The organism is Polynucleobacter sphagniphilus (genome assembly GCF_001953355.1).
Taxonomy (GTDB): Bacteria; Pseudomonadota; Gammaproteobacteria; order Burkholderiales; family Burkholderiaceae; genus Polynucleobacter; species Polynucleobacter sphagniphilus.
On the sequence record NZ_MPIY01000003.1, the window covers coordinates 320477 to 343636 of the forward strand.

The 23160-nt window shown below is 46.0% G+C and carries 28 protein-coding genes, 1 tRNA gene and 1 pseudogene; 21 read left to right on the top strand and 9 right to left on the bottom strand.

The genetic code is table 11. The annotated features are described in order from the left end of the window. Positions 1–2 precede the first annotated feature (2 nt). Positions 3–392, top strand: a complete 390-nt coding sequence (locus BOQ04_RS05275) for an OsmC family protein (RefSeq protein ID WP_076023712.1) — start codon at positions 3–5, stop codon at positions 390–392. A 59-nt stretch (positions 393–451) separates the two neighbouring features. Here BOQ04_RS05275 and BOQ04_RS05280 read toward each other — a convergent pair whose 3' ends face one another. Beyond that, positions 452–739 (bottom strand): glycine zipper domain-containing protein, encoded by a 288-nt coding sequence (locus tag BOQ04_RS05280; RefSeq protein WP_076023713.1) that lies wholly within the window; start codon positions 737–739, stop codon positions 452–454. Between the two features lie 26 nt (positions 740–765). Next, positions 766–1128 carry a Rap1a/Tai family immunity protein gene (locus BOQ04_RS05285; RefSeq protein WP_076023714.1) on the bottom strand — a complete coding sequence of 121 codons (363 nt, stop codon included), beginning with the start codon at positions 1126–1128 and terminating at the stop codon, positions 766–768. Between the two features lie 115 nt (positions 1129–1243). Here BOQ04_RS05285 and BOQ04_RS05290 point away from each other — a divergent pair, with 115 nt between their 5' ends. Genes BOQ04_RS05290 through BOQ04_RS05300 form a run of 3 tightly spaced genes read left to right on the top strand, consistent with a single transcriptional unit; the run spans position 1244 to position 3398 of the window. Next, positions 1244–1768 (top strand): gamma carbonic anhydrase family protein, encoded by a 525-nt coding sequence (locus BOQ04_RS05290; RefSeq protein WP_076023715.1) that lies wholly within the window; start codon positions 1244–1246, stop codon positions 1766–1768. Positions 1769–1783: 15 nt separating this feature from the next. Continuing rightward, the gene (locus tag BOQ04_RS05295; RefSeq protein WP_076023716.1) at positions 1784–2713 is read left to right on the top strand and encodes an AEC family transporter; all 930 of its coding nucleotides are present in this window, start codon (positions 1784–1786) and stop codon (positions 2711–2713) included. 55 nt (positions 2714–2768) lie between these two features. Continuing rightward, positions 2769–3398, top strand: coding sequence for a trimeric intracellular cation channel family protein (locus BOQ04_RS05300; RefSeq protein WP_076023717.1), 630 nt, complete (start codon positions 2769–2771; stop codon positions 3396–3398). A gap of 70 nt (positions 3399–3468) precedes the next feature. On the opposite strand, the gene BOQ04_RS05305 is transcribed toward BOQ04_RS05300, so the two are convergent. Beyond that, positions 3469–4080 (bottom strand): MOSC domain-containing protein, encoded by a 612-nt coding sequence (locus tag BOQ04_RS05305; RefSeq protein ID WP_076023718.1) that lies wholly within the window; start codon positions 4078–4080, stop codon positions 3469–3471. Between the two features lie 33 nt (positions 4081–4113). On the opposite strand from BOQ04_RS05305, the gene BOQ04_RS05310 reads away from it, so the two are divergent. From BOQ04_RS05310 to BOQ04_RS10995, 10 genes and pseudogenes are all read left to right on the top strand, one after another. Next, positions 4114–4521, top strand: coding sequence for a hypothetical protein (locus BOQ04_RS05310; RefSeq protein ID WP_076023719.1), 408 nt, complete (start codon positions 4114–4116; stop codon positions 4519–4521). 138 nt (positions 4522–4659) lie between these two features. Further along, entirely contained in the window at positions 4660–4818 is a 159-nt protein-coding gene (locus tag BOQ04_RS10710; RefSeq protein ID WP_158025478.1) for a hypothetical protein, read from the top strand. Positions 4819–4914: 96 nt separating this feature from the next. Further along, a tRNA-Met gene (locus BOQ04_RS05315) sits at positions 4915–4991 on the top strand. A 60-nt stretch (positions 4992–5051) separates the two neighbouring features. Then, a complete protein-coding gene (locus BOQ04_RS05320; RefSeq protein WP_076023720.1) occupies positions 5052–5585 on the top strand; it encodes a DUF2878 domain-containing protein in 534 nt (177 codons plus the stop codon). A gap of 118 nt (positions 5586–5703) precedes the next feature. Next, entirely contained in the window at positions 5704–6792 is a 1089-nt protein-coding gene (gene recA, locus BOQ04_RS05325; RefSeq protein WP_076023721.1) for a recombinase RecA, read from the top strand. A 7-nt stretch (positions 6793–6799) separates the two neighbouring features. Continuing rightward, entirely contained in the window at positions 6800–7321 is a 522-nt protein-coding gene (gene recX, locus BOQ04_RS05330; protein WP_076023722.1) for a recombination regulator RecX, read from the top strand. A 155-nt stretch (positions 7322–7476) separates the two neighbouring features. After that, a pseudogene (sucC, locus tag BOQ04_RS05335) lies at positions 7477–8647 on the top strand (ADP-forming succinate--CoA ligase subunit beta). A 15-nt stretch (positions 8648–8662) separates the two neighbouring features. Next, positions 8663–9556, top strand: a complete 894-nt coding sequence (gene sucD, locus BOQ04_RS05340) for a succinate--CoA ligase subunit alpha (RefSeq protein WP_076023723.1) — start codon at positions 8663–8665, stop codon at positions 9554–9556. 66 nt (positions 9557–9622) lie between these two features. Further along, positions 9623–10342, top strand: a complete 720-nt coding sequence (locus BOQ04_RS05345) for a TerC family protein (protein WP_076023724.1) — start codon at positions 9623–9625, stop codon at positions 10340–10342. 83 nt (positions 10343–10425) lie between these two features. Next, complete coding sequence (locus tag BOQ04_RS10995; protein WP_076023851.1) at positions 10426–10944, top strand: pilin; 519 nt, start codon at positions 10426–10428, stop codon at positions 10942–10944. 31 nt (positions 10945–10975) lie between these two features. Here BOQ04_RS10995 and moaC read toward each other — a convergent pair whose 3' ends face one another. Beyond that, the gene (gene moaC / locus BOQ04_RS05355; protein ID WP_076023725.1) at positions 10976–11458 is read right to left on the bottom strand and encodes a cyclic pyranopterin monophosphate synthase MoaC; all 483 of its coding nucleotides are present in this window, start codon (positions 11456–11458) and stop codon (positions 10976–10978) included. A 67-nt stretch (positions 11459–11525) separates the two neighbouring features. Here moaC and BOQ04_RS05360 point away from each other — a divergent pair, with 67 nt between their 5' ends. Further along, the gene (locus BOQ04_RS05360; protein ID WP_143742153.1) at positions 11526–13223 is read left to right on the top strand and encodes a M48 family metalloprotease; all 1698 of its coding nucleotides are present in this window, start codon (positions 11526–11528) and stop codon (positions 13221–13223) included. On the opposite strand, the gene BOQ04_RS05365 is transcribed toward BOQ04_RS05360, so the two are convergent. Genes BOQ04_RS05365 through BOQ04_RS05385 form a run of 5 tightly spaced genes read right to left on the bottom strand, consistent with a single transcriptional unit; the run spans position 13220 to position 16540 of the window. Continuing rightward, positions 13220–13837 carry a DUF2946 family protein gene (locus BOQ04_RS05365; protein ID WP_076023727.1) on the bottom strand — a complete coding sequence of 206 codons (618 nt, stop codon included), beginning with the start codon at positions 13835–13837 and terminating at the stop codon, positions 13220–13222. The two genes, BOQ04_RS05360 and BOQ04_RS05365, sit on opposite strands and share 4 nt — an antisense overlap. 9 nt (positions 13838–13846) lie before the next feature. After that, positions 13847–14281 carry a YybH family protein gene (locus BOQ04_RS05370; protein ID WP_076023728.1) on the bottom strand — a complete coding sequence of 145 codons (435 nt, stop codon included), beginning with the start codon at positions 14279–14281 and terminating at the stop codon, positions 13847–13849. Between the two features lie 23 nt (positions 14282–14304). Beyond that, positions 14305–15339, bottom strand: a complete 1035-nt coding sequence (gene waaF / locus BOQ04_RS05375) for a lipopolysaccharide heptosyltransferase II (RefSeq protein ID WP_076023729.1) — start codon at positions 15337–15339, stop codon at positions 14305–14307. A 50-nt stretch (positions 15340–15389) separates the two neighbouring features. Continuing rightward, positions 15390–15578, bottom strand: a complete 189-nt coding sequence (locus BOQ04_RS05380; protein WP_076023730.1) for a zinc-finger domain-containing protein — start codon at positions 15576–15578, stop codon at positions 15390–15392. A gap of 38 nt (positions 15579–15616) precedes the next feature. Then, positions 15617–16540, bottom strand: coding sequence for a branched-chain amino acid transaminase (locus BOQ04_RS05385; protein ID WP_076023731.1), 924 nt, complete (start codon positions 16538–16540; stop codon positions 15617–15619). Between the two features lie 191 nt (positions 16541–16731). Between BOQ04_RS05385 and BOQ04_RS05390 the strand changes: the two genes are divergently transcribed. The 6 genes from BOQ04_RS05390 to BOQ04_RS05415 all read left to right on the top strand — a co-directional run bounded on the left by BOQ04_RS05390 (position 16732) and on the right by BOQ04_RS05415 (position 23156). Further along, entirely contained in the window at positions 16732–17943 is a 1212-nt protein-coding gene (locus BOQ04_RS05390; protein ID WP_076023732.1) for a phosphoglycerate kinase, read from the top strand. Positions 17944–17945: 2 nt separating this feature from the next. Continuing rightward, positions 17946–19382 carry a pyruvate kinase gene (gene pyk / locus BOQ04_RS05395; protein ID WP_076023733.1) on the top strand — a complete coding sequence of 479 codons (1437 nt, stop codon included), beginning with the start codon at positions 17946–17948 and terminating at the stop codon, positions 19380–19382. 52 nt (positions 19383–19434) lie between these two features. After that, positions 19435–20499: a class II fructose-bisphosphate aldolase gene (fba, locus tag BOQ04_RS05400; RefSeq protein ID WP_076023734.1), complete on the top strand. Its 1065-nt coding sequence runs from the start codon at positions 19435–19437 to the stop codon at positions 20497–20499. Between the two features lie 7 nt (positions 20500–20506). Beyond that, the gene (locus BOQ04_RS05405; protein WP_076023735.1) at positions 20507–21403 is read left to right on the top strand and encodes a phosphoribosylaminoimidazolesuccinocarboxamide synthase; all 897 of its coding nucleotides are present in this window, start codon (positions 20507–20509) and stop codon (positions 21401–21403) included. A gap of 69 nt (positions 21404–21472) precedes the next feature. Next, positions 21473–21967, top strand: coding sequence for a 5-(carboxyamino)imidazole ribonucleotide mutase (purE, locus tag BOQ04_RS05410; RefSeq protein ID WP_076023736.1), 495 nt, complete (start codon positions 21473–21475; stop codon positions 21965–21967). A gap of 4 nt (positions 21968–21971) precedes the next feature. Continuing rightward, positions 21972–23156, top strand: a complete 1185-nt coding sequence (locus tag BOQ04_RS05415; protein ID WP_076023737.1) for a 5-(carboxyamino)imidazole ribonucleotide synthase — start codon at positions 21972–21974, stop codon at positions 23154–23156. Positions 23157–23160: the final 4 nt, after the last annotated feature.

Below are 23160 nucleotides of genomic sequence, written 5' to 3' on the forward strand. Positions count from 1 at the left end.
TCATGAGAAAAGTAGCGGCGCAATTTGGTGTGGGCGCACTCCAACAAAAAATGTCCGTGGGTGATTTGCACTTTTTATCTGATGCTGAAGTTATTAATGGGGGCTCTGGAACGGGCCCTTCACCGCATGAGTATTTGGCGGTCGCATTGGCTGCTTGTACCACGATGACTTTGAAGATGTACTCGGGTCGCAAGGGGTGGGATCTACAAAATGCGATAGTGACTGTTCATGCTGAGCGGGTGGATGATGTGGAAAAAATGACGCGGGATATTGAACTTGTCGGTAATTTAGATGCCGAACAGAAAGAGCGTTTAATGGATATCGCTAACAAATGCCCTATACACAAAGTCTTAACTGGAGAGATCCAAATAAAAACCCAGCTAGTAAATTAATACAAGCTGGGTTTTTATTGATTAACTGCTAAAGGGTACTGCGCTTACTTCATGCCAATTTAATTGGGGGCATTATTAGGCGCATTATTTTTTCCGGCGTTATAGCCAGAGTTATATTCAGCGGCCTGATTCTTTTTGTAGGCATCATAAACATAGCCAGATGCAGCGCCAACAGCCGCTCCGCCTACTGCGCCCCAAATAGGGTTGCCATGGAAGATGGCTGTGCCAACTGCACCTGCAGCTGCACCGATACCAGCACCCGATAAGGTGCGTTGTTCTGTATTACTCATGTTGGAGCAGCCAGCAATAGCAACTGCAGTAGCTGCGATAGCGATTATTTTTTTCATATCAACGGTTCCTTATATTGGTTGAATTATTTACGGCCGCAAGGGAAGCGCATTGCCAAAAAGCCTAGGACCGTTCCTGCAGCTGGTTTGTCTGCTAGCTCTGGGTTGGCGCCAGCAAACTTCACGAAATCCGCAATCACATCATCCCGTTTTGGGGCGGGTTGTTTTACGCAAATGAATGGCTTGGCACGTTGTGGGTGACGAGTGGCTAAATAGGTGTCATAGATTGCAGTGGTGTAACCAATGCAGAAGCTACGTGACTCAGGGCTGGCCGGCAATTTACATTCATTCACCAGCTCTTGCGTGCTCAGCACCTGAATTTTTTGCTGTGCCTGCGCCAGGCCAGAAAATGCGCCAAGAATGGCTAAAACAACTAGTACTTTTTTCATGGGTTCTCCTTGAGGTGTATGTGGCTAGATCATAAACCTTATTTTTCTCTGTAAATCATGTTCCGACCTATTTTGGAGGGTTAGTGAGCTTAGTATTTTTACCTATAATGGGCTCATGGCTATATACGAACTAGACGGAAATGCACCTCTCTTAGCAGATGGTGCTTGGGTCGCCGAAAGCGCCGAAGTAATTGGTCAGGTGCGGCTAGATAAAGACGCGAGTGTGTGGCCCAAGGTGGTTATACGCGGAGATAACGATCTGATTCATATTGGCCAAGCAAGCAATGTGCAAGATGCTTCCATTTTGCATACGGATCCCACTTTTCCATTAATCATTGGAAAAAATGTGACGGTAGGTCATCAAGTGATGCTTCATGGCTGTCAGATCGGTGATGGGAGTTTGATTGGAATTGGTGCCGTTATTTTGAATGGGGCGAAGATTGGTAAGAATTGTTTGGTTGGCGCGGGCGCGCTGGTCACTGAAGGGAAAGAATTTCCTGATGGTTCCATGATTTTGGGAACACCGGCAAAGGTGGTTAAAACATTAACAGCCGAGCAAATTGCTGGTATTCACGACATATCCGAGCGTTACGTTAAAAATGCCCAGCGATATCAGCAGACGCTTAAAAAAATTGCTTAAGTAGAGGCTTTAACCGTGTTCTACGTTATTAATGTAGTCCTGCCTGTTTTTGCACTCATACTGCTTGGTTATGTTTCAGGTCGAACTGGTAAATTAGGAAAAAACGCCTCAACCGAACTCAATCGCTTTGTCATCTGGCTAGCCTTGCCAGCTCAACTATTTCATTTTGCGGCGAACAGTACCTGGCAATCACTTTGGCAACCCGAATTTATAGAGGCCTTTGGTGGAGCCGGCCTTTTGGTGTACTGCTTGATTTTTGGGATCTCCTGGTGGCGCAAGCGTGATTTAGCGCTCGCGAGTTTTTCTGGCTTAAGTGCCTCTTACTCGAATACCGGATACATGGGTATTCCCTTGTGTATCTTGGCGCTGGGTCAGGATGGTCTGGCGCCGGCAGTCATTTCTACTTTTATTGTTTTTGCACTATTTGCTTTAGCCACAGTCTTTATTGAGATTGGGATGCTCTCCCATAAAAAGCCCCATGAAATTGGATGGAGTGTCCTCAAGTCTCTCTGCACAAACCCTTTATTAGTAGCCCCGGTTGCTGGTCTGGGATGGTCTTTAAGTGGTATTGCCTTGTATGCGCCGCTTGAGCAAGTGATTTCTTTTTTGGCTGCAGCTGCTAGCCCCTGTGCACTGGTTTCAATCGGCTTATTTCTTTTGCAAAAAAGTGAATTCAATTCCTCTGAAGCATGGTTCATTAGCATTGCCAAGTTAATTCTTCAGCCATGTCTTGCCTGGGTGATTGCAGGACCTATTTTGGATTTATCCGAGCCATGGCTCAATGCGGTTGTCATACTGAGTGCATTACCTACGGGAACTGGGCCCTTTATGTTGGCTCAGTATTACGATGCTAACAGTGGCAATATCTCTCGAGTTGTGTTGTTAACCACCTTAGGATCTTTACTGACGCTTTCATTGATCCTGATGTGGAATAAAGGCTTTTAATTACTACCTACTTCTTTTTTTTAGGAAATTCTTCAAACTGATTTAGACTTTCCTTATGCATGAAATTAATTTTTGGATCAGTGTCGTTGCAACGATTGCCTTTGCAGTCACTGGGGTGTTGGCAATTGCTGACCGCGGCGTTGATATTTTTGGCGTGATGGTGCTTGGCGTCATTACGGCAATTGGTGGGGGCACGATCAGAGACATCATTTTGGGTGTTCCTAGTTTTTGGTCTGAAACGCAAATGTATGTTTGGCTCGCTCTAGCTGCCAGCATTGCCACTTTTGTTGCTGAATCTTTTTTTACACAACCTCAAATTCACCGGACAATGCTTTATATCGATGGTTTTGGGGCCGCATTGTTTGGTATTGCTGGGCTTGATAAGGCCTGGAATCTGAACTTTGGCTTGCCAGTCGCCCCTGTTATTTTGGGTGTAGTGACTGCAATTGGTGGTGGTTTATTGCGAGATGTATTGGCTGGCAGAAAAACACTCCTGATGTCGCATGAGCTTTATGCCATACCAGTCACCTTGGGTTGCTGTCTGTATGGCCTTGTGCTGCAATTCTTTCCTCAGTACACAGTACAAGCTTCAGTGATTTGTATTGCAATTATTTTTGGCATACGTGTGGCCGCAATCCATTGGGATCTGAGGGTGCCCAAACTATTTATTACGCAAACGCGTTAATAGATTGCTTAGCCAATTGCTCAATGATGAAAACATCCCTGTAGCAAATCCTTTAGTCCTCGGCGCCTTCCTAATCCCACAAGTTGCGCTGTTGATTGCGATTGAGAAGGGCGCGATTTTGATCGGCGATCGATGTATCTCGGGGACCAGGAAAAATAGCAATGGGTTCACCTGCTTGCAGCGCTCCTGTTTGAATGACGCGCAAGTACCAGCCGCAAAAGCTAGACTGGAGCATCGCCTTAGCTGCCCCCTTATAGCCCATTTTGGCATTGAATTTAAAACAAGGCTCTCTCAGTTTGACAACTGAAAACTCAAGCTCACCAATAGTGAGTCTATCGCCAACAAATACTTCATGCTCTAGCAGACCTTCAATCGTGAAATTTTCTCCAACAGCGCCGGGGTTTAATTCAACTATCTGTTTAGTTTCGCGGGTGAGTAGTTCATTCCAAAAGGCGTAATGTTCTGCAGGGTAAACATAAATTGCTTTTTCAATACCGCCATGAACACTCAAATCTGCCTGTTCATCTCCTTTAATACCAAGCCTGCCAATTTCGACTGGGACAGGATTTTCTAAATTACTAATGGAAGTTTTATTAATTCCCGAGGCAACTACCTTGTAATTTGGATGATGTGATCCAAAGAGTGGAGTCACTTTGCCGGAGGAAATAGATAGCAGGCGCATAATTTAGATCATAAATCCATTCCAGGGAAGTCAATGTCTTTCTATATCAAAGTGCTTACTGTTCTTGTGTGTGGGCTGCTCAGTCAGGGCAGTTTTGCGAAATGGGAAGAAGAGCGCGATATCACTACAGATCGTCGCCAAGAGCTGGTGTATTACTTTAAGATGAATGATCAGGGCCAAAAATTGGTTTTAGATAAATATCAAAAGCGCCTGATTTTTATTCAAAAAGATCGACTGTATAAGCGCACTATTACGCAAATTAAGATTGATGGCGTGCCAGTGGAGGTGATGAGCGATCCCTTTTCGCATTATCCCGAGCAAACTGCCATTACCTTTGAAAACAAAGACGAAGTGCTCAAGAAACTCTTTTTAGCTAAAAGGGTGGAAGTGAGCGTTTTTTATAATCGAGAGCCAGGCATCAGTGTTTTCCAAATTAAGTAGCATTTAGTTAGTACTTTAGTTTCAGCCTAAAACCAAAGTACTAACTTAATACCCTGGAATCTTGATTTCTGTCATGTGCTGGTATTTTTAGGCTGCTATCTTTCTCTTAGCAATCATTTTTATTGCTAAGGAATGGATATGAAAGTAAATTACATTCTTGTAAGTCTTTTACTTGGGATGCTGATCGGTGCAGTGAGTGCAAGCTCGATAGACCCAGATACCCCACTTTCTCTTAGGGATGGCCTCACAAAATACCTTAGGGCAGATCCTACAGAGGCAGGCTATTTAGTTGATTAACTAAAGCTGCGCAGGAAAGCGCGTTTAAGCTCCCAATCGCTTGTGGTTTGGGCGCATTTAGACAGATGCTTGTCTATCATTTATAATAACCAGTTCGGCGAATTAGCTCAGCTGGTTAGAGCGACGGAATCATAATCCGCAGGTCCGGGGTTCAAATCCCTGATTCGCCACCATACAAAAGGCCATTGCCAGTCGGCAGTGGCCTTTTTCTTAGGCTTAATTGGGTTTGTCTGATGGCTAAATTTTGGAACTTTGTTCTTTTTCAGGCCGGTTGGTTTGCCTGCATCATTGGAGCAGCCAATCAAAGGGTATTTTGGCCAGTGCTTGTGACTTTGGCTTATCTCGGTATTCATATTTGGCGCTCCCCATCCCCTAAAAACCAGCTTAGTCTTGTGCTCAAGGTGTTTTTATATGGCCTGGGCGCTGACACGCTGCTACTTCATTTGGGGGTAGTGCGTTTTTACGACACTTGGCCCAGTATTTATCTGTCGCCATTATGGATGTGGACACTCTGGGCGCTGGTAGGTAGCACTATCAATGGGTCTTTGGCCTGGCTCAAGGGCAAGCCCCTTCTAGGCGGGGTATTGGGGGCCATTTGCGGCCCAGTTTCCTATGGCGCTGGCATTCAGATGGGTGCTGGAACCTGGGGTAGTGGTAATCAAACTTGGCAATTTGTTGCTGTGGGCCTGATTTGGGGCTTAGCCATTCCCCTATTTTTGAGCTGGGAAGAGTCTGCAAATAGGAAATTTCTGGCTCAAAATACGTAATGACTTGAAAAAAGGTGCTTGCAATGAGTACTGTTTTTATATACAGTAGCCTCTAAGTTGTTCAGCAGCATATAAAACTTCGGGAACTAGCCCAATACATAGCGAAAAGGAATTCAAAATGGCCTTCGATGATAAGAAAAAATCAGCCTCATCAGAATTTGATGGAATGAGTGGAGACAAGCAAAAAGCACTAACGGCGGCCCTGGCTCAAATTGAGAAGCAATTTGGTAAAGGTTCAATCATGCGTTTGGGCGACGCAGAAATTAACGAAGATATCTCCGTGGTATCGAGCGGTTCACTTGGGCTGGATATTGCTTTAGGAGTTGGCGGCTTAGCACGCGGTCGTGTCATCGAAATTTACGGTCCAGAATCTTCTGGAAAAACTACCCTCACTTTGCATGCTATTGCGGAAATGCAAAAGTTAGGTGGAACCTGCGCCTTTATTGATGCAGAGCATGCGTTAGATGTGCAATATGCCTCACGTCTTGGTGTTGACGTAAATAATTTATTGATTTCTCAACCAGATACTGGTGAGCAAGCTTTAGAAATTGCAGACGCTCTAGTGCGTTCTGGCTCGATTGATTTGATCGTGATCGACTCGGTGGCCGCTTTAGTGCCAAGGGCTGAAATTGAAGGGGACATGGGTGATTCATTACCCGGTCTGCAGGCGCGATTGATGAGCCAAGCCCTGCGTAAGTTGACTGGCGCTATTAAGCGCACGAATACAACGGTGATCTTTATTAACCAAATTCGTATGAAGATTGGTGTGATGTTTGGCTCACCTGAAACGACTACTGGCGGTAACGCTTTGAAGTTTTATGCCTCGATGCGTTTGGATATTCGCCGCATTGGTAGTATTAAAAAAGGCGATGAGGTTGTCGGTAATGAAACTCGTGTGAAGGTTGTCAAAAACAAAGTATCCCCTCCATTCCGTGAAGCTATTTTTGACATCATGTACGGCGCTGGTATTTCACGTGAGGGTGAAATTATTGATATGGGTGTCGAGGCTGATCTCGTTGAGAAATCAGGCTCTTGGTATAGCTATAACGGCGACCGTATTGGCCAGGGCAAAGACAATGTGCGTGAATTCTTAAAAGAGAATCCTGCCATCGCTAAGGATATTGAAGCCAAAATTCGCCAGAAGCTGGGCGTAAAGGCGGGTTCTGCCGTGGTGAGCGATGTGCTTAGTGAGGAAGAAGAAGTCTAAGTAATCGATGTCAGACTTAGGTGACAAAGTGAAACAAGGCCCGAGTCTAAAAGCTCGGGCTTTGCGCCTTTTATCCTTGCGTGAATACAGTCGCAAAGGTTTGGCAAGCAAGCTGGAAGAGTCTGAGGCTAGACGCTTGCAGCGTGCATCCCTGAATAACAAGGAACCTGAGGTTTCCGGCAAACCGATAGCGCTGCAAATTGAAGAGGTACTGGATGATTTTGAGGCGCGCGGTTGGCTCTCAGATGAGCGCTTTGCAGAATCCTTGGCTCGCCGTCGTAGTGAGCGCTACGGAACTCGCAAAATCCAAGAAGAGCTACAACGCGCTGGCGTGGATAGTAATAAAACGCTTGATTTACTTCAGAGCCTGAGAGATTCTGAATTTGAGCGCGCAAAAGAGCTCTGGCTCAGGAAGTTTGGTTCGATGGCACAAGAGCCAAAAGAGCGGGCCCGTCAATACCGCTTTCTGGCCTCAAAAGGATTCAGCTCGGCGATCGTTGCAAAGATTATTGGCGGCCGTTCAGACTAGGGCAAGTACGGAGTAGGCCGGTCAAAATGCCGCGTTGCAGCATGATAGACTCATAGAGTCGGTAAAACCATTCACATTTATTGAATTTCAACAAAAGTAATTGGGTTTGCTAATCCTCGTCGCTTGCTAAAAAAGATACTGTTTCGGGAGTAATTATGAAAATTCACGAGTACCAAGGCAAAGAACTTCTGCGCCAATTTAATGTGCCTGTTCCAAACGGCATTCCTGCTTTTAGTGTTGATGAGGCTGTATCAGCTGCCGAGAAATTAGGCGGCCCAATATGGGTTGTCAAGGCGCAAATTCATGCGGGTGGTCGTGGTAAAGGCGGTGGTGTCAAATTAGCCAGAAGTATGGATGAAGTAAAGAAATATGCTTCTGAAATCTTAGGCATGCAGCTCAAAACACATCAAACGGGACCGGAAGGTCAAAAGGTAAATCGCCTTTTGATTGAAGATGGTGCTGATATCAAAAAAAGAGTACTACTTCAGCGTAGTGACTGACCGTGCATCACAAAAGAACGTGATTATGGCTTCTAGCGAAGGCGGTATGGATATTGAGGAAGTGGCTGAGTCACATCCCGAAAAAATTATTAAGGTATTTGTTGATCCATTGATTGGTCTGACAGATGCTGATTGCACCGTGATTGCTAAAGGAATTGGTGTTCCAGATGCCTCCATTCCAATGGCTAGTGAAGTATTTAAAAACCTCTACAAAACCTATTGGGAAACTGATGCCTCTTTGGTTGAGATTAATCCATTAATCCTTGAGGGGAATGGCAAGATCAAGGCACTGGATGCCAAATTCAACTTTGATCCCAATGCTTTGTACCGTCATCCAGAAATCGTTGCTTACCGTGATATCGACGAAGAGGATGCTGCTGAGATTGAGGCCTCCAAATTTGATTTGGCCTACATCTCTCTAGATGGCAATATTGGTTGCTTAGTAAATGGCGCCGGATTGGCGATGGCTACGATGGATACGATCAAGTTATTTGGTGGCGAGCCAGCAAACTTCTTGGACGTAGGTGGTGGCGCTACAGCAGAAAAAGTAACCGAAGCTTTCAAGATCATGCTCAAAAATAAGAGTGTGGAAGCGATTTTGGTCAACATCTTCGGCGGCATTATGCGTTGTGATGTGATTGCTGATGGTGTGGTTACAGCCTGTAAAGCAGTCAACTTGACTGTGCCTTTGGTTGTGCGCATGAAGGGTACCAACGAAGAGTTGGGCAAGAAAATTCTTGCTGACTCTGGTTTGCCTATTATTAGTGCCGATTCAATGGCTGAAGCCGCTACTAAGGTAGTTGCTGCTGTTGCCAAAAACAAATAATCAAGGAATTTCAATATGTCTATTTTGATTAATAAAAACACCAAAGTCATTACACAAGGTATCACTGGTAAGACCGGTCAGTTCCACACTGAAAAGTGTCAAGAGTATGCAAACGGTAAAAACTGTTTTGTAGCAGGCGTCAATCCAAAAAAAGCGGGCGAATCTATTTTTAATATTCCAATTTACGGAACGGTTAAAGAGGCTGCTCAACAAACAGGCGCCACTACTTCTGTGATCTACGTTCCGCCTCCAGGCGCAGCAGCAGCGATTTGGGAAGCAGTAGAGGCAGATCTTGATTTTGTGATTTGTATTACCGAAGGTATACCTGTGCGCGACATGTTGGAAGTGCGCAATAAGATGAAGGCAAAGGAAGCTGCTGGTGGCAAGAAGACCTTGTTGCTTGGCCCTAACTGCCCTGGCATCATTACTCCAGATGAGATCAAAATCGGCATTATGCCGGGCCATATTCATAAGAAGGGTCGCATTGGTGTGGTGAGCCGTTCCGGTACTTTGACCTATGAAGCTGTTGGGCAATTGACTGCCATTGGCCTTGGTCAATCTACTGCCGTAGGTATTGGTGGCGATCCAATCAATGGTCTCAAGCATATCGATATCATGAGAATGTTCAACGATGATCCTGAAACTGATGCAGTCATCATGATTGGTGAAATCGGTGGTCCAGATGAGGCGGAAGCGGCTCGCTGGTGCAAAGAGAATATGAAAAAGCCAGTAGTAGGATTTATTGCTGGCGTAACTGCGCCTCCTGGAAAACGTATGGGCCATGCTGGTGCATTGATTTCTGGTGGTGCGGATACTGCAGACGCCAAATTGGAAGTGATGGAGGAGTGCGGTTTTAAAGTAACACGCAACCCATCCGAAATGGCTGCTTTATTAAAGGCTATGCTGTAAACAATTTATCGGATGCATCATGAGACTACAGCTCCTTAGGGAGCTGTTTTATTTGAAAGATATTGAATGGGCAGTTTGGATATTTCGACATTATTAAATCCAGTCTTTTTGACTGCGCTACTTTCAATCGTTGTAGCTAATATTTTGCTGTCGGGAGATAACGCAGTAGTGATTGCCTTAGCCTCCCGTAATTTGCCAAAAGGGCAGCAAGGCAGGGCAATTTTTTGGGGTAGCGCTGCTGCCATCATTTTGCGCATCGTTTTAACGATTGCTGCTGTTCAATTATTGAATCTGCCCTACCTAAAAATCATTGGTGCAATTGCTTTAATTTGGATTGGGGTGCAGTTATTAGCAGATGGTGATGGGGAGGCTGAGACTCAAGCCCACCCCAGTGTATGGGGTGCAATTCGGACAATTTTGTTGGCTGATTTAGTGATGAGTTTGGATAACGTAATTGCAGTTGCCGCTGCGGCCCAAAAGGGGCCGGAAGAGACTCGCTTACTGCTCTTAATCATCGGACTGGGTCTTTCTATTCCTTTGATTATTTTCGGCAGCACCATATTACTTAAGGCCATGAATCGCTTCCCTATCATTATTACTTTAGGGGCTGGGTTGCTTGGCTTATTGGCTGGGGATATGTTGGCTGGAGACCCAATTATTAAAGGGTTAATTCAGCAAGATGGGTTGGAAAATGCACGCACCTTATTCGAAGTAGTTGGTGTGGCTATTGTGATTCTTGCCGGCACTTACTTGAAGAAAAAGGATTCGAAAAAGACGGACTCTTAAATCAGAGCTTTCTGATGGCGATGTGTGTTGGTTGTTAGAGCTATAAGATGGATCATCAGGGTTTAACACCAGGAGATAAAGTGATGCAAAAAAGTACGCTACAAGATCATCAGCAAAGTAATGCTTCAGAAGCTGGATTTACATTAATTGAGGTGATGGTCGTAGTTGCCATCATCGGTATTCTGGTGGCTGTTGCTGTGCCCCAATATCAAGACTATATTGCGCGCAGTCGAATTGTTGAGGGTATGAATTTATCCTCTAGCGCCAAAATGGCAGTAACGGAAGCTTTTGCAAGTCGTGGAACGGTAGCTATGGATGAGGCTACTCATGGCTCGTTCACTTTTACGCCCACTAGAAGTGTGAAGTTGATAGAGGTCACGCCATCAGGAGCCATTGCAATTGATTATCAAATTAGCGTTGCCCCTGAGGGCAAAAATACCTTGCACTTGATTCCAACGAATGAGCCAGATGCAAATGTTCCCAAGCCGCTTGATCTTTCTAAGCCAGAAGGCTCAACCTGGTCAGGTGGGTGGTCATGTCGCTCTACCGAGACCAATCTTATTTCTCAATTATTGCCATCTGAGTGTAGGGTTGGGAGATAAAAAGCAAGATAAACCACCTGCGGGTGGTTTTTTATTGATCGACCACCTTCCAATCTCCACTCTTGCCACCACTCTTCTCAAGTAGTTTGATGTCACCCATAATCATCCCTCTATCGACTGCTTTGCACATATCGTAGATTGTGAGGAGGGCAACTTGAACTGCGGTAAGCGCTTCCATTTCAACGCCAGTCGGTCCTGTAGTTTCGGCTCTGACATGACAACTAATGCTACTAGTCTCTTGATTGGGTTGAAACTCCACGCTAACGTGAGTTAGTACCAATGGGTGGCATAAAGGGATTAGCTCAGAAGTTTTTTTGGATGCTTGTATGGCTGCAATTCGGGCAATTCCTAGAACATCACCTTTTTTATGATTACCAGCCATCACCATGTCAAATGTTTGGGGTAGCATAGTAATTAACCCGCTAGCCAAGGCAATGCGGTGGGTATTGGCTTTATCACCCACGTTCACCATATGAGCTTGGCCACTATCATCAAAATGCGTTAATTTATTCATGGGATAGTTTTACCATATAGGCATGCAATCAATAAAGACTTCTTCTCAAGATAAATTGTCGCACTCTATGCCCCAGAGAATTCTGGCATGCCAGTTGATTCTAGCGCTTGCTTTGGGGGGTGTTTGCCCAGCATATGCTGCTAGCGGAACCCCACCTCCTCCTGCGGATGTTTGGGGGGATGTTTCAGTTGAAGGTAATTCAGCTGCAATTGCGAATATTGGCAGGGCTATGCAATCTCCAGATGCCCAGTCATCGAACTTGCCAGTGCGAAGTATTAACTCGCAGTCCAACATTGTTTTACCGGATATGGGTGATCCTGGTGGAGACGCTTTAAATCGAGTGGATGAGCGCAAATACGGTGAAATGATTATGCGAGAAATCAGGCCAGACCCTGATTATTCTAATGATTTGCCGATCTATGATTTTTTAAATCAGATGGAGCGACGCCTGATACAGACTGCCAAGCGCTTGCAGTTAGGTGGAGCCAATGAGCAGGGTAGTGGTGCCTATAACTTTGAAATTTTTGTGGTTAAAGATAGCAGCATTAATGCGTTTGCTTTGCCGGGCGGCTTTATTGGTTTTCATACTGGATTGATAGTGAGCGCAGAAACCGATTCAGAGGTGGCTTCGGTGATGGGGCATGAAACCGGACACGTTTTACAACGTCATTTAGCGCGCGAGTTGGATAAGCAAACCACCAATATGATGATTGCCTTGGCAGGTATGGCATTAGGAGCTTTAGCTGCTTCACGTAATCCTAATGCAGGTGTAGGAATTATGCAGGGTGGGCAAGCCTTGGCTGTTAATAATCAGCTTTCTTATTCAAGAGATGCTGAACGTGAAGCTGATCGAGTAGGTTTTCAGATATTGTCCGCAAGTGGTTATGACGTCAATGGGGCACCCGATTTTTTCCAGCGTCTACAAAGAGCGACGGGGATCATGGATAACGGGGTACCAGCCTATGTTCGTACTCACCCTTTAACTACGGAGCGGATTGCTGATATGCAAGACCGAGCCCGAATGATTAAACAAGCAACAGTACCAACGGCCATTGAGTTCTATTTTATTAAAGCGCGTGCTCGTTTTGAGCAGTCTGGAACCACTAGCGGAATGTACGATCTTAAGAATACCTTTGAGAGTTTGAGTAAACAATCTGCGCCCGGAAAGCAAATGGAGGGCTTTTATGGCCTTGCTTTAGTAGCGCAGCGTCAAGGACGCATCGATCAAGCAGAATCCTATTTGCAGCAGGCGCGCAACGTAGCACATGCATCGAGCGCGCCGGGTTCGCCTATTCAGAGGCAAAGCCTCTCTTTGGATGTAACGGCATCAGAGCTAGCTCTTGCCAAAGGCAAGTATGAAGATGCTTTGCAGATTGCCCAGGCAACCATGCGTGCCTACCCACAATCCTATGCTGCTAGTGTGGCAATGATTAATGCAGAACTAAAGCTTGGGCGCACTAACGATGCTATTGCATGGTTAAAAGCGCGCACTAAGACACAGCCTAATGAGATCCTTTGGTGGGGCTTGCTATCCAAGGCCTATGACCAAGCGCAAAATGTGCCGATGCGTCACTATGCTTTAGGGGAAAAATATGCCCTTGAGGGCGCATGGCCCTCTGCAATTGAACAGCTGAAGATTGCACGAAGCAGCGGCGGCTCTGATTTTTACCAGGCATCCACGATTGATGCTAGGTTGCGTGATATGCAAAGACGATATCAAGAAGAAATGAAAGACTTGGGCAAGAAAAAGCCGGTACCGCTTTAAGACTTTTTGGGATTTTTAATAAACTCAAAGCGTGAACTGAGCTCTTCAAAGCCAATGGGATCCAAAGGGAGTGTTGCGCCATTCCAAGCCCAAGAACCTTTGAAGCTACAAGCATCTTGATGAACTTTGGCAAAGCCAGAAAATAAGTCTAAATCATGATCATGCAGAAGTGCCACGCTCAAACGATCTAAATGGGTAAAGTGATTGCTGTTCGAATCATCACAACAATTTTGACTAATTAAGCCAGTGATATATACATTGCCGAATTCATCGCAAAGCGCACCTTCTGCTTTGATGCTGCTGTGACATTGCGTTTGCAGAATAAAGGCATCTTTATGCGGAATGAGGCGAGCTATCCATGGGGTGGCATCTAGTGTGATGTACACACGTTGAGGACCATTTTGAAAAAAGTACTGCCCCATAGAATCACGCGCATAGTTCCTGGCAATGAATTCATTTAAAGCTGAATGCACTATTGGAGATCCTGGCAATCTATGGTGCTGCGCATATTCATCGCGCATACGCCACTGTCCTCGGCGGTCTAGTGCTAGCCAGCCAAAGCACTGCGGTACATTAGGCCACTTAACAAGAGAACGTAGTACCTGTTCATCCATGATTGTGGATTAATGCAGGCCGTGAGGTGTGGAGGGTGCGTTGAAGGTTTCTTCGGTAGAGCGGCTTGCGTGTAGATGGGCGATGCGCCAGCCTTGACTATCTTGCAATAAAACTAAAGTGATGTTCAGAAAAAAAGCAGCTTCAATTTGATCAACACGCAAGTGCACTGCTTCAGTTGTATCGTAAACAGCAGCACCTAAAACAGAGTGACTGATGCAGGCAATGGGTTCTAAAAAAAGCGCTTGTTTAGCAAGTAGCCTTTCAAGACCCTCCCTAATCTCAGCATGACCACTGAGACGATGGCCTTCTGGTAATACGCAAGTAATCGAGTCATCATCAAGCCAGATAGCTAATGCACCTGTAATATCTTGACGCTTTAGGGCATCCCGCCAAGCTTCTACAACTTCATCTGCATTATGAAAGAGTCTAGCTAGTTTTGACATGGCGTAATCTTTGGATTTAAGGGTTAGCGAAGCAAAGAAATAGTGTGAAGGACATTTTCGGGGGTGATGTCGTCTAAACATTTGAGATGCCCTAATGGACACTCTCGTTTATGGCATGGACTGCATGGTAGATTAAGCCACATGATTTTTGCCCTATCTGAAAGAGGGGGCGTATGTTGCGGATCGCTCGAGCCAAAAATGGCTACTTGTGGGATGTGTAGTGCAGCGCCAATATGCATCAGGCCAGAATCATTGCTAACGAGTGTCTGGCATAAGCCGATTAAAGCAATCGCTTCATCAAGAGAAGTGCTGCCGCACCAGTTATGTATCTGTGGATGTCCATTAGCACCCTGAATAATTTTCTCCCCAAGGCTGTAATCCGCTTTGCTGCCTAATAAGACTATCTGGGCATTTGAATTTTGAGCAATGACAGCCTGCGCTAGTTTTGCAAAGCGCCCTGTTGGCCAGCGTTTGCTCGGCCCATACTCGGCCCCCGGACAAAAAACATAGAGAGACTCGTTATTGATATTGGCTGCTGTCAATTTAGCTTGTACTGCACCCTTGGCATCATGAGAGATGGTGAGGATAGGATTTGGGGCTGCAGTTACTGGAGCTTGATCTAATTCCAGTAAAGATGCCAGGGCGCAATAGTGCTCCACCATGGGTGGACGATTTACTTTGCTGGGGTTTTCTAGGGCGAAGTTAATGAGACCAAAACGCATCTCGCCTCGATAGCCAAAGCGAAATGGAATATTAGCAAGCCAAGGAATCAGCGCAGATTTAAGGCTGTTGGGTAATACAAAACAAGCCGAATAATTTTGAGCCTGCAGTTCTCTAGCCAATTTTTTGCGCATCGACCATTGCAGTTGTTTGTGCTCCAGCTGTGCTTCAATGACTTGATTCACTTGTGCGCACGCGCGGTAAATGGGGGCAACCCAAGTGCTAGCTAAAACATCAATTTGAGAGTGGGGGTATTGCGCTTTGAGCTTGGCCAGCAATGGTTGGGACATGACTGCATCACCAATCCAATTAGGGGCGATGATCAGAATACGGTTCATGTGAGGTATCCCGATGCAGCACCCACATCTGCGTGGGTGCTTAACACGGTTTAATGTCCGTGCGGCTCAGTGCCAGGGATGAGTTTGTAATGAGCGCCACAATAGGGGCACTTAGCCTCGCCTGTTTCAGTGATATCTAAAAACACCCTTGGATGTGAATTCCAGGCCGGTGTTTTATTGGTAGGACAGTGCAAAGGCAAGTCCTTGCCATCAATCATTATTACTTGTGCTTCGCTCATTTTCTGCTTCCTTAATACTTAAAAGAACGTTTTATGTATTACTTGACGTAGGTAAGCCATGACTTATATTTGTCATTCTTGCCATAGACTGCTGAAAAATAAGTTTCCTGAATTTTTGCAGTAATAGGACCCTTTTTGCCGTCTCCAATAGTGCGATCATCGAGCTCACGAATGGGTGTTACCTCGGCAGCGGTACCGGTAAAGAAAGCTTCATCAGCGGAATAAATCTCATCGCGTGTGAGGCGCTTCTCACGCAGCTCAAAGCCAAGATCTCTCACGATTTGAATAATCGAGTCACGGGTAATGCCATCCAAGCAAGAGGCTAGGTCAGGGGTATAGACAATGCCATCACGCACCATGAAAATATTTTCACCAGAACCTTCGGATACATAACCTTCGGTATCGAGCAATAACGCTTCATCGTAGCCATTGGCGGTCACTTCTTGGTTGGCCAAAATGGAGTTAATGTAATAGCCAGATGCCTTAGCGCGTACTAGTGATGAGTTAACAAAGTGACGAGTAAAAGACGAGGTTTTAACGCGAATACCTTTATTCAGGCCATCTTCACCAAGGTAAGCGCCCCATTCCCAAGCGGCAATCGAAGTATGGATACTATTGCCTTTGGGGGAAATACCTAATTTTTGGGAGCCAATAAAGATAATGGGGCGGATATAGCAAGATTCCAGATTATTGCTATTAACAACATCAATAATGCCCTTGGTCACCTCTTCTTTGGAGAAGGGCATCTGCATTTGGAAAATCTTTGTACCGTTAAATAAGCGCTTGACATGCTCTGGCAGGCGGAAAATGGCGGTTCCTTGGGGGGTTTTATAGGCCCGAATGCCCTCAAATACGCCCATTCCGTAGTGGAGACTGTGGGTTAGCACATGAATAGTGGCCTCACGCCAGGGAATCAGTTTCCCATCGGACCAAATAAAGCCATCGCGGTCAGACATCGACATTTTCTTATACCTTCTGTATCTGATAAATCGGGTTAATTGGGGCGCGCTTAAGGGGCGGGGTTTAGCCCCTAGGCTCCAGATGCGTCTCAGTCTTTATTGTAGAACAGGCAGGGTAAGTCCTTTGGAGCTTGTTAGCCCGGGACGATTTAGAATGGAGTATTCCCTGTAACCCACCCCATATATCTATTTTCATGCCGGAATCCTTATATAAAGTAAAACGCTTAAGCGAATTAGCCCAATCAGGCCTTTTAAAGGGAAAACGGGTCTTCATTCGCGCCGATCTGAATGTCCCGCAGGATGATTTGGGTAATATCACTGAAGATACCCGCATTCGGGCCTCCATGCCTGCGGTACAGATGTGTTTGGACGCCGGCGCAGCTGTTATGGTTACTTCGCATCTGGGTCGTCCAACCGAGGGTGAATTCAAACCCGAAGATAGTTTGGCGCCAGTTGCCGACCGAATAGCTACTCTACTAAACCGTAAGGTTCCATTAATTAGTGACTGGGTAGAAGGTGATTTCGAGCTCAATCCTGGTGACCTAGTGCTGCTGGAGAATTGCCGCTTAAATGTAGGCGAGAAGAAAAACTCGGATGAGCTCTCTAAAAAAATAGCCGCCTTATGTGATGTCTACGTGAATGACGCTTTTGGAACCGCTCACCGTGCTGAAGCAACCACCAATGGCGTCGCTAAATATGCTCCAATCGCTTGTGCAGGACCCTTGATGGCAGCTGAGTTGGATGCTTTGAGTCGAGCACTAGCTAGCCCCAAACGTCCCTTGGTGGCGATTGTGGCGGGATCAAAAGTATCTTCTAAGCTAACTATCCTCAAGGCCTTGGCTGACAAAGTCGATGAGTTGATTGTGGGTGGTGGTATTGCTAATACCTTTATGTTGGCGAAGGGCTTGCCAATCGGCAAGTCATTGGCAGAGCCTGATTTAGTGAATGAGGCTAAAGAAATTATGGACATCATGGAAAAGCGCGGTGCGCATGTGCCTATTCCGGAAGATGTTGTAGTAGCTAATGAACTATCCCCACTGGCCCGTGCTAATCGCGTTGCTGCAGATCAAGTTGCCGACGATGACATGATTTTGGATATTGGCCCAAAGACCGCAGCGCGTTTGTCCATCATGTTGGCCCATGCTGGCACGATTGTGTGGAATGGACCTCTGGGGGTATTTGAAATTGACCAATTTGGTGGCGGCACAAAGATGCTTGCGGCTGCAATTGCCCATTCCCCCGCATTTTCAATCGCTGGTGGTGGCGATACCCTGGCAGCCATTGCAAAATATGGTATTGCCAATCAAGTAGATTACATCTCCACTGGTGGTGGCGCTTTCTTGGAATTTTTGGAAGGTAAAACCTTACCCGCTTTTGCGGTACTTGCTGAAAGAGCAAAAGACTAAACATGCTAAGAGCTACCAAAATCATTGCTACCTTAGGGCCTGCTTCTGAAAAGCCTGAAGTACTGCGCGAGATGATTCGTGCGGGAGTAGATGTGGTACGTATGAATTTCTCACACGGTACGGTAGCTGACCATCAAGCACGCCATGATTTGGTGCGGGCTATTTCGGCTGAAGTAGGCAAAGAGGTCGGCATTATGGCTGACCTGCAGGGACCCAAAATCCGCGTAGGTAAATTCGCTGATAACAAAATTGTTCTCAAAGAGGGTGAATCATTCATCTTGGATGTGCACTGTCAGCTTGGTGACCAATCTCGCGTGGGACTTGATTACAAAGAGTTGCCAGGCGATGTTCATCCAGGCGACCGCCTCTTGTTAAATGATGGCTTAGTGGTTTTGACTGTAGAGAAGGTGCTGGGTGGAGAAATCTTTACCCGGGTTGAACAAGGTGGCCCGCTTTCCAATAACAAAGGTATTAATCGTGCTGGTGGTGGTTTAACTGCGCCTGCATTAACGGAAAAAGATATTGCTGATCTCGATGCTGCGATTGCGATGGGTATTGATTTCTTGGCCATTAGTTTTCCAAAAGATGGTGCGGATATGGCTTATGCCCGCAAGCTGGCTGATGCGGCGAGTTCTAAGTATGGTGTCGGTAAGGTACGAACTATCGCTAAGGTGGAGCGTGCGGAAGCAATTGTGCCTGCAGCTTTAGAGAGCATCATTGCCGAGAGCGATGGCATTATGGTGGCTCGTGGAGATTTAGCAATTGAGGTTGGTAATGCGGCTGTACCGGCATTGCAAAAAAGGATGATTGCCTTAGCGCTCGAAGCCGATAAATTTACGATCACTGCCACCCAAATGATGGAGTCGATGATCAATGCGCCAGTGCCAACGCGCGCAGAGGTGAGCGATGTAGCCAATGCAGTATTGGATGGTACAGATGCTGTGATGCTATCTGCCGAGTCTGCTGCAGGTATGTATCCAGTGCAAACCATTAAAGCGATGGCAGAAATTTGTGTTGCGGCTGAACAATCAGATCGTGTTCAACTAGATACTGATTTCTTGGATCAAACCTTTACTCGTATTGATCAAACCATTGCTTTGGGTGCTTTATTTACTGCACATCACTTAAATGCCACTGCCATTGCAGCACTCACAGATTCTGGTTCAACTCCTATTTGGATGAGTCGCCACAATATTCATTTACCAATCTTTGCTTTAACTTCGAAGATCTCTACCCAGCGTGCTCTGAGTACGTACCGCAATGTTTTTCCAATTGGCCTGAATTACACCAAAGAACGAGATGCTGCCCTGCAAGAAGTGGAATATTGTTTGAAGGCTATGGGGGCAGTGAAATCGGGTGATGTAGTGGTTTTAACGAGCGGCGAACCAATGGGTGAGCCTGGTGGCACCAATACACTCAAAATTATTCATGTGAAGTAAGTTTTATTTCCATTTCAACTTTTATTTATTAACCTAGAATTAAGAGAACAACATGGCATTAGTTTCCCTAAGACAGCTTTTAGATCACGCCGCAGAAAACGGTTACGGCTTACCCGCTTTTAACGTCAATAACTTGGAGCAAGTTACTGCAATTATGGAAGCTGCCAATGAGGTTGATTCCCCGGTGATTATGCAAGCCTCAGCGGGTGCACGTAAGTACGCCGGCGAAGCATTTTTACGTCATTTGATTTCTGCTGCGGTAGAGGCCTATCCTCATATTCCAGTAGTCATGCACCAAGACCATGGTCAAAGCCCAGCTGTTTGTATGGCTGCTATTAAGAGTGGCTTTACTAGTGTGATGATGGATGGCTCATTAGAAGCCGATGGGAAATCGGTTGCTAGTTATGAATACAACGTCGATGTATCCAAAGAGGTAGTCAAGTTTTCCCACTCTATTGGAGTTACTGTTGAGGCAGAGTTGGGTGTGCTGGGCTCTTTGGAAACAATGCAAGGCGATAAAGAGGATGGTCATGGTGCCGACGGCAAGATGACACGGGAACAATTGCTCACTGACGTTGAGCAAGCTGCAGATTTTGTTAAAGCGACTCAATGTGACGCCTTAGCCATTGCAATTGGTACTAGCCATGGCGCATATAAGTTCACCAAAAAGCCAACAGGCGATATTTTGGCAATTGATCGTATTAAAGAAATCCACGCACGTATTCCAAATACCCATTTGGTGATGCATGGTTCATCGAGCGTGCCACAAGAATTGCTTGCTGAAATTCGTGAATTTGGCGGCGACATGAAAGAGACCTACGGTGTGCCTGTTGAAGAAATTCAAGAAGGCATCAAGAACGGCGTTCGTAAAATTAATATTGATACCGATATTCGTTTGGCAATGACTGGCGCAATTCGTCGATATCTTTTTGAGAACCCCAGCAAGTTTGATCCACGTGATTATTTGAAGCCAGCTCGTGAAGCAGCCAAGCAAGTCTGCATCGCCCGCTTTGTTGCATTTGGTTCTGCTGGTCAAGCATCCAAAATTAAACCAATTTCTTTAGAGAAAATGGCTGAACTATATAAGAGCGGTAAATTAGCTCAGATTGTGAAGTGAGTTAAAAATGCCCGCTTTGTATGCTACGAGTATTCAGTCACTGCCTTTGCTATCCAAAGGGAAGGTGCGTGATGTTTACGCCCTAGGTGATGACAAATTATTGATGATTACTACTGATCGTCTATCCGCTTTTGATGTTGTGATGGGCCAGCCTATTCCAGAGAAGGGTGTAGTGCTCAATCAAATGGCCAATTTTTGGTTTGATAAATTGGCCTCTGTCATTCCGAATCACCTCACTGGTATTGATCCTGCTAGCGTCGTTACTGCTGATGAAGTTCCTCAGGTGCAGGGTCGCGCGGTTGTTGCGAAACGTCTTAAGCCCATTCTAGTTGAGGCGGTTGTGCGCGGATACTTGGCTGGTAGCGGTTGGAAAGATTACAAAGAGACTGGCAAGGTCTGCGGCATTGCATTGCCCGATGGTTTGGAGAATGCACAAAAATTACCAGAGCCTATTTTTACTCCAGCTGCCAAAGCAGATGTGGGTGAGCATGATGAAAATATCTCTTTTGAGAAAGTGATTGAGCTCATTGGTGAAAAATTAGCCAATCAAATTCGTGAAGTGAGTATTCGTTTATACAAAGAGGCTTCTGAGTACGCCGCTACCCGCGGCATCATTATTGCTGATACGAAGTTTGAATTTGGCTTGGATGATCAGGGTCAGTTGGTCTTGATGGATGAGATCCTGACGGCGGATTCTTCACGTTTTTGGCCTGCGGAGACCTATTACGTAGGTTCAAACCCACCTTCTTACGATAAGCAATTTGTGCGCGATTGGCTTGAAACAGCTATGGTAGGTGGCAAATTGTGGCCTAAAACAGCCCCCGCCCCAGAATTACCTAGCGAAGTGATCGAAAAGACGGCAGAGAAGTATCGCGAAGCCTTAACAAGGCTAACCAAGTCCTAATTCCTGGAGTACTCAAAAGGCTGGGATAATAGGGGCTTATTGAGGAATTAAGGGTTTTTGGAGAGGCGCATGAGCAAGAAGCCATTAGTAGGAATAGTCATGGGTTCCAATTCAGATTGGGACACCATGCAACACGCAGCCCAAATGCTAGAGCAGTTTGGCGTGGCTCATGAGGCCAAAGTGGTGTCTGCACACCGCATGCCTGATGATATGTTCCAGTATGCAGAGCAAGCCCAAAGTAATGGCCTACAAGCCATTATTGCTGGAGCAGGCGGTGCAGCTCATTTGCCTGGTATGTTGGCAGCCAAAACCACCGTGCCGGTTTACGGAGTACCAGTGGCTAGTAAGTATTTACGCGGTGAAGACTCCTTACTCTCCATCGTGCAAATGCCCAAAGGCATTCCAGTGGCTACCTTTGCCATTGGTGAGGCCGGCGCTGCCAATGCTGCCTTGCATGTCGTTGCTAACTTGGCTTTGCATGATGCTGATTTAGCAAAGCGCTTAGAGGATTTCCGTGCCAAGCAGTCAGATGCTTCACGCTCCATGAATTTGCCGGGATATTAAATAGATGTCAGATCGTATGGAACCCATTTTGCCGGGTTCGTATTTAGGAATTTTAGGTGGCGGTCAGTTGGGTCGGATGTTCACCCAAGCTGCTCAAGCAATGGGCTACAAAGTCTGCGTATTAGATCCAGGTGCGGATAGTCCTGCCGGATCAATTGCTGAAAAATATATTCAAGCAAACTATACAGATAAGGCTGCTCTTCAAGAGATGGCATCTATTTGCCAATCCGTCAGCACCGAATTTGAAAATGTTCCCGCACAAGCGCTCGATGAACTTGAAGCTCTGGGTGTATTTGTAGCACCGCGCAGCAGCTGCGTATCCTTGGCACAAAACCGGGTCGCTGAAAAGAAATTCTTGGCCACCTGGAAAGCTGAAACGAATATTGGCCCAGTGCCATATTTTGTGATTGAGCATGATGCTGATATTGCCAATGCGCCAGCAGATCTTTTCCCTGCCATTCTGAAGACTGCCCGTATGGGGTATGACGGTAAAGGCCAAGTCACAGTACATGCAGCTCAAGAGTTAACCTTGGCTTGGAATGAATTGGGTCGAGTGCCTTGCGTTCTTGAAAAGCGCATGGAATTGGATTTTGAAGTATCCGCCTTAGTAGTGCGTGGCTATGACGATGCAGTGGTGGCCTACCCTGTTTCTCAGAATATTCATCGCGATGGCATTTTGCATACTTCAACAGTACCAGCACCCTCACTTAAGCCACAGCAAGAGAAAAAAATCATTGATGCTGCTAAGGCATTGATTCGCAAGATTGATTACGTCGGCGTGTTGTGCGTTGAGTTCTTTGTTTTAAAAGGTGGCGATATCGTGGCTAATGAAATTGCCCCGCGTCCGCATAACTCTGGCCACTACACCATGAATGCTTGTGTCACTAGTCAGTTTGAGCAACAAGTTCGAGCAATGGCTCGTTTACCTCTAGGTGATACGCGTTTATTGTCATCCGTTTCGATGCTCAATCTATTGGGCGATCTCTGGTTTGAAGGTAGTGAGGATAGGCCTATTGAACCGGCGTGGAATAAAGTCCTTGCCCATCCAGATGCCAAGTTGCATCTCTATGGCAAATCCGAGCCACGTATGGGAAGAAAAATGGGCCACATCAATTGCTTGGGTGAGTCGCTTAATCAGGCCCGCCAGAGCTGTGCCGCAGTTGCTGGCGAATTAGGAATTGAGCTCTAATTAA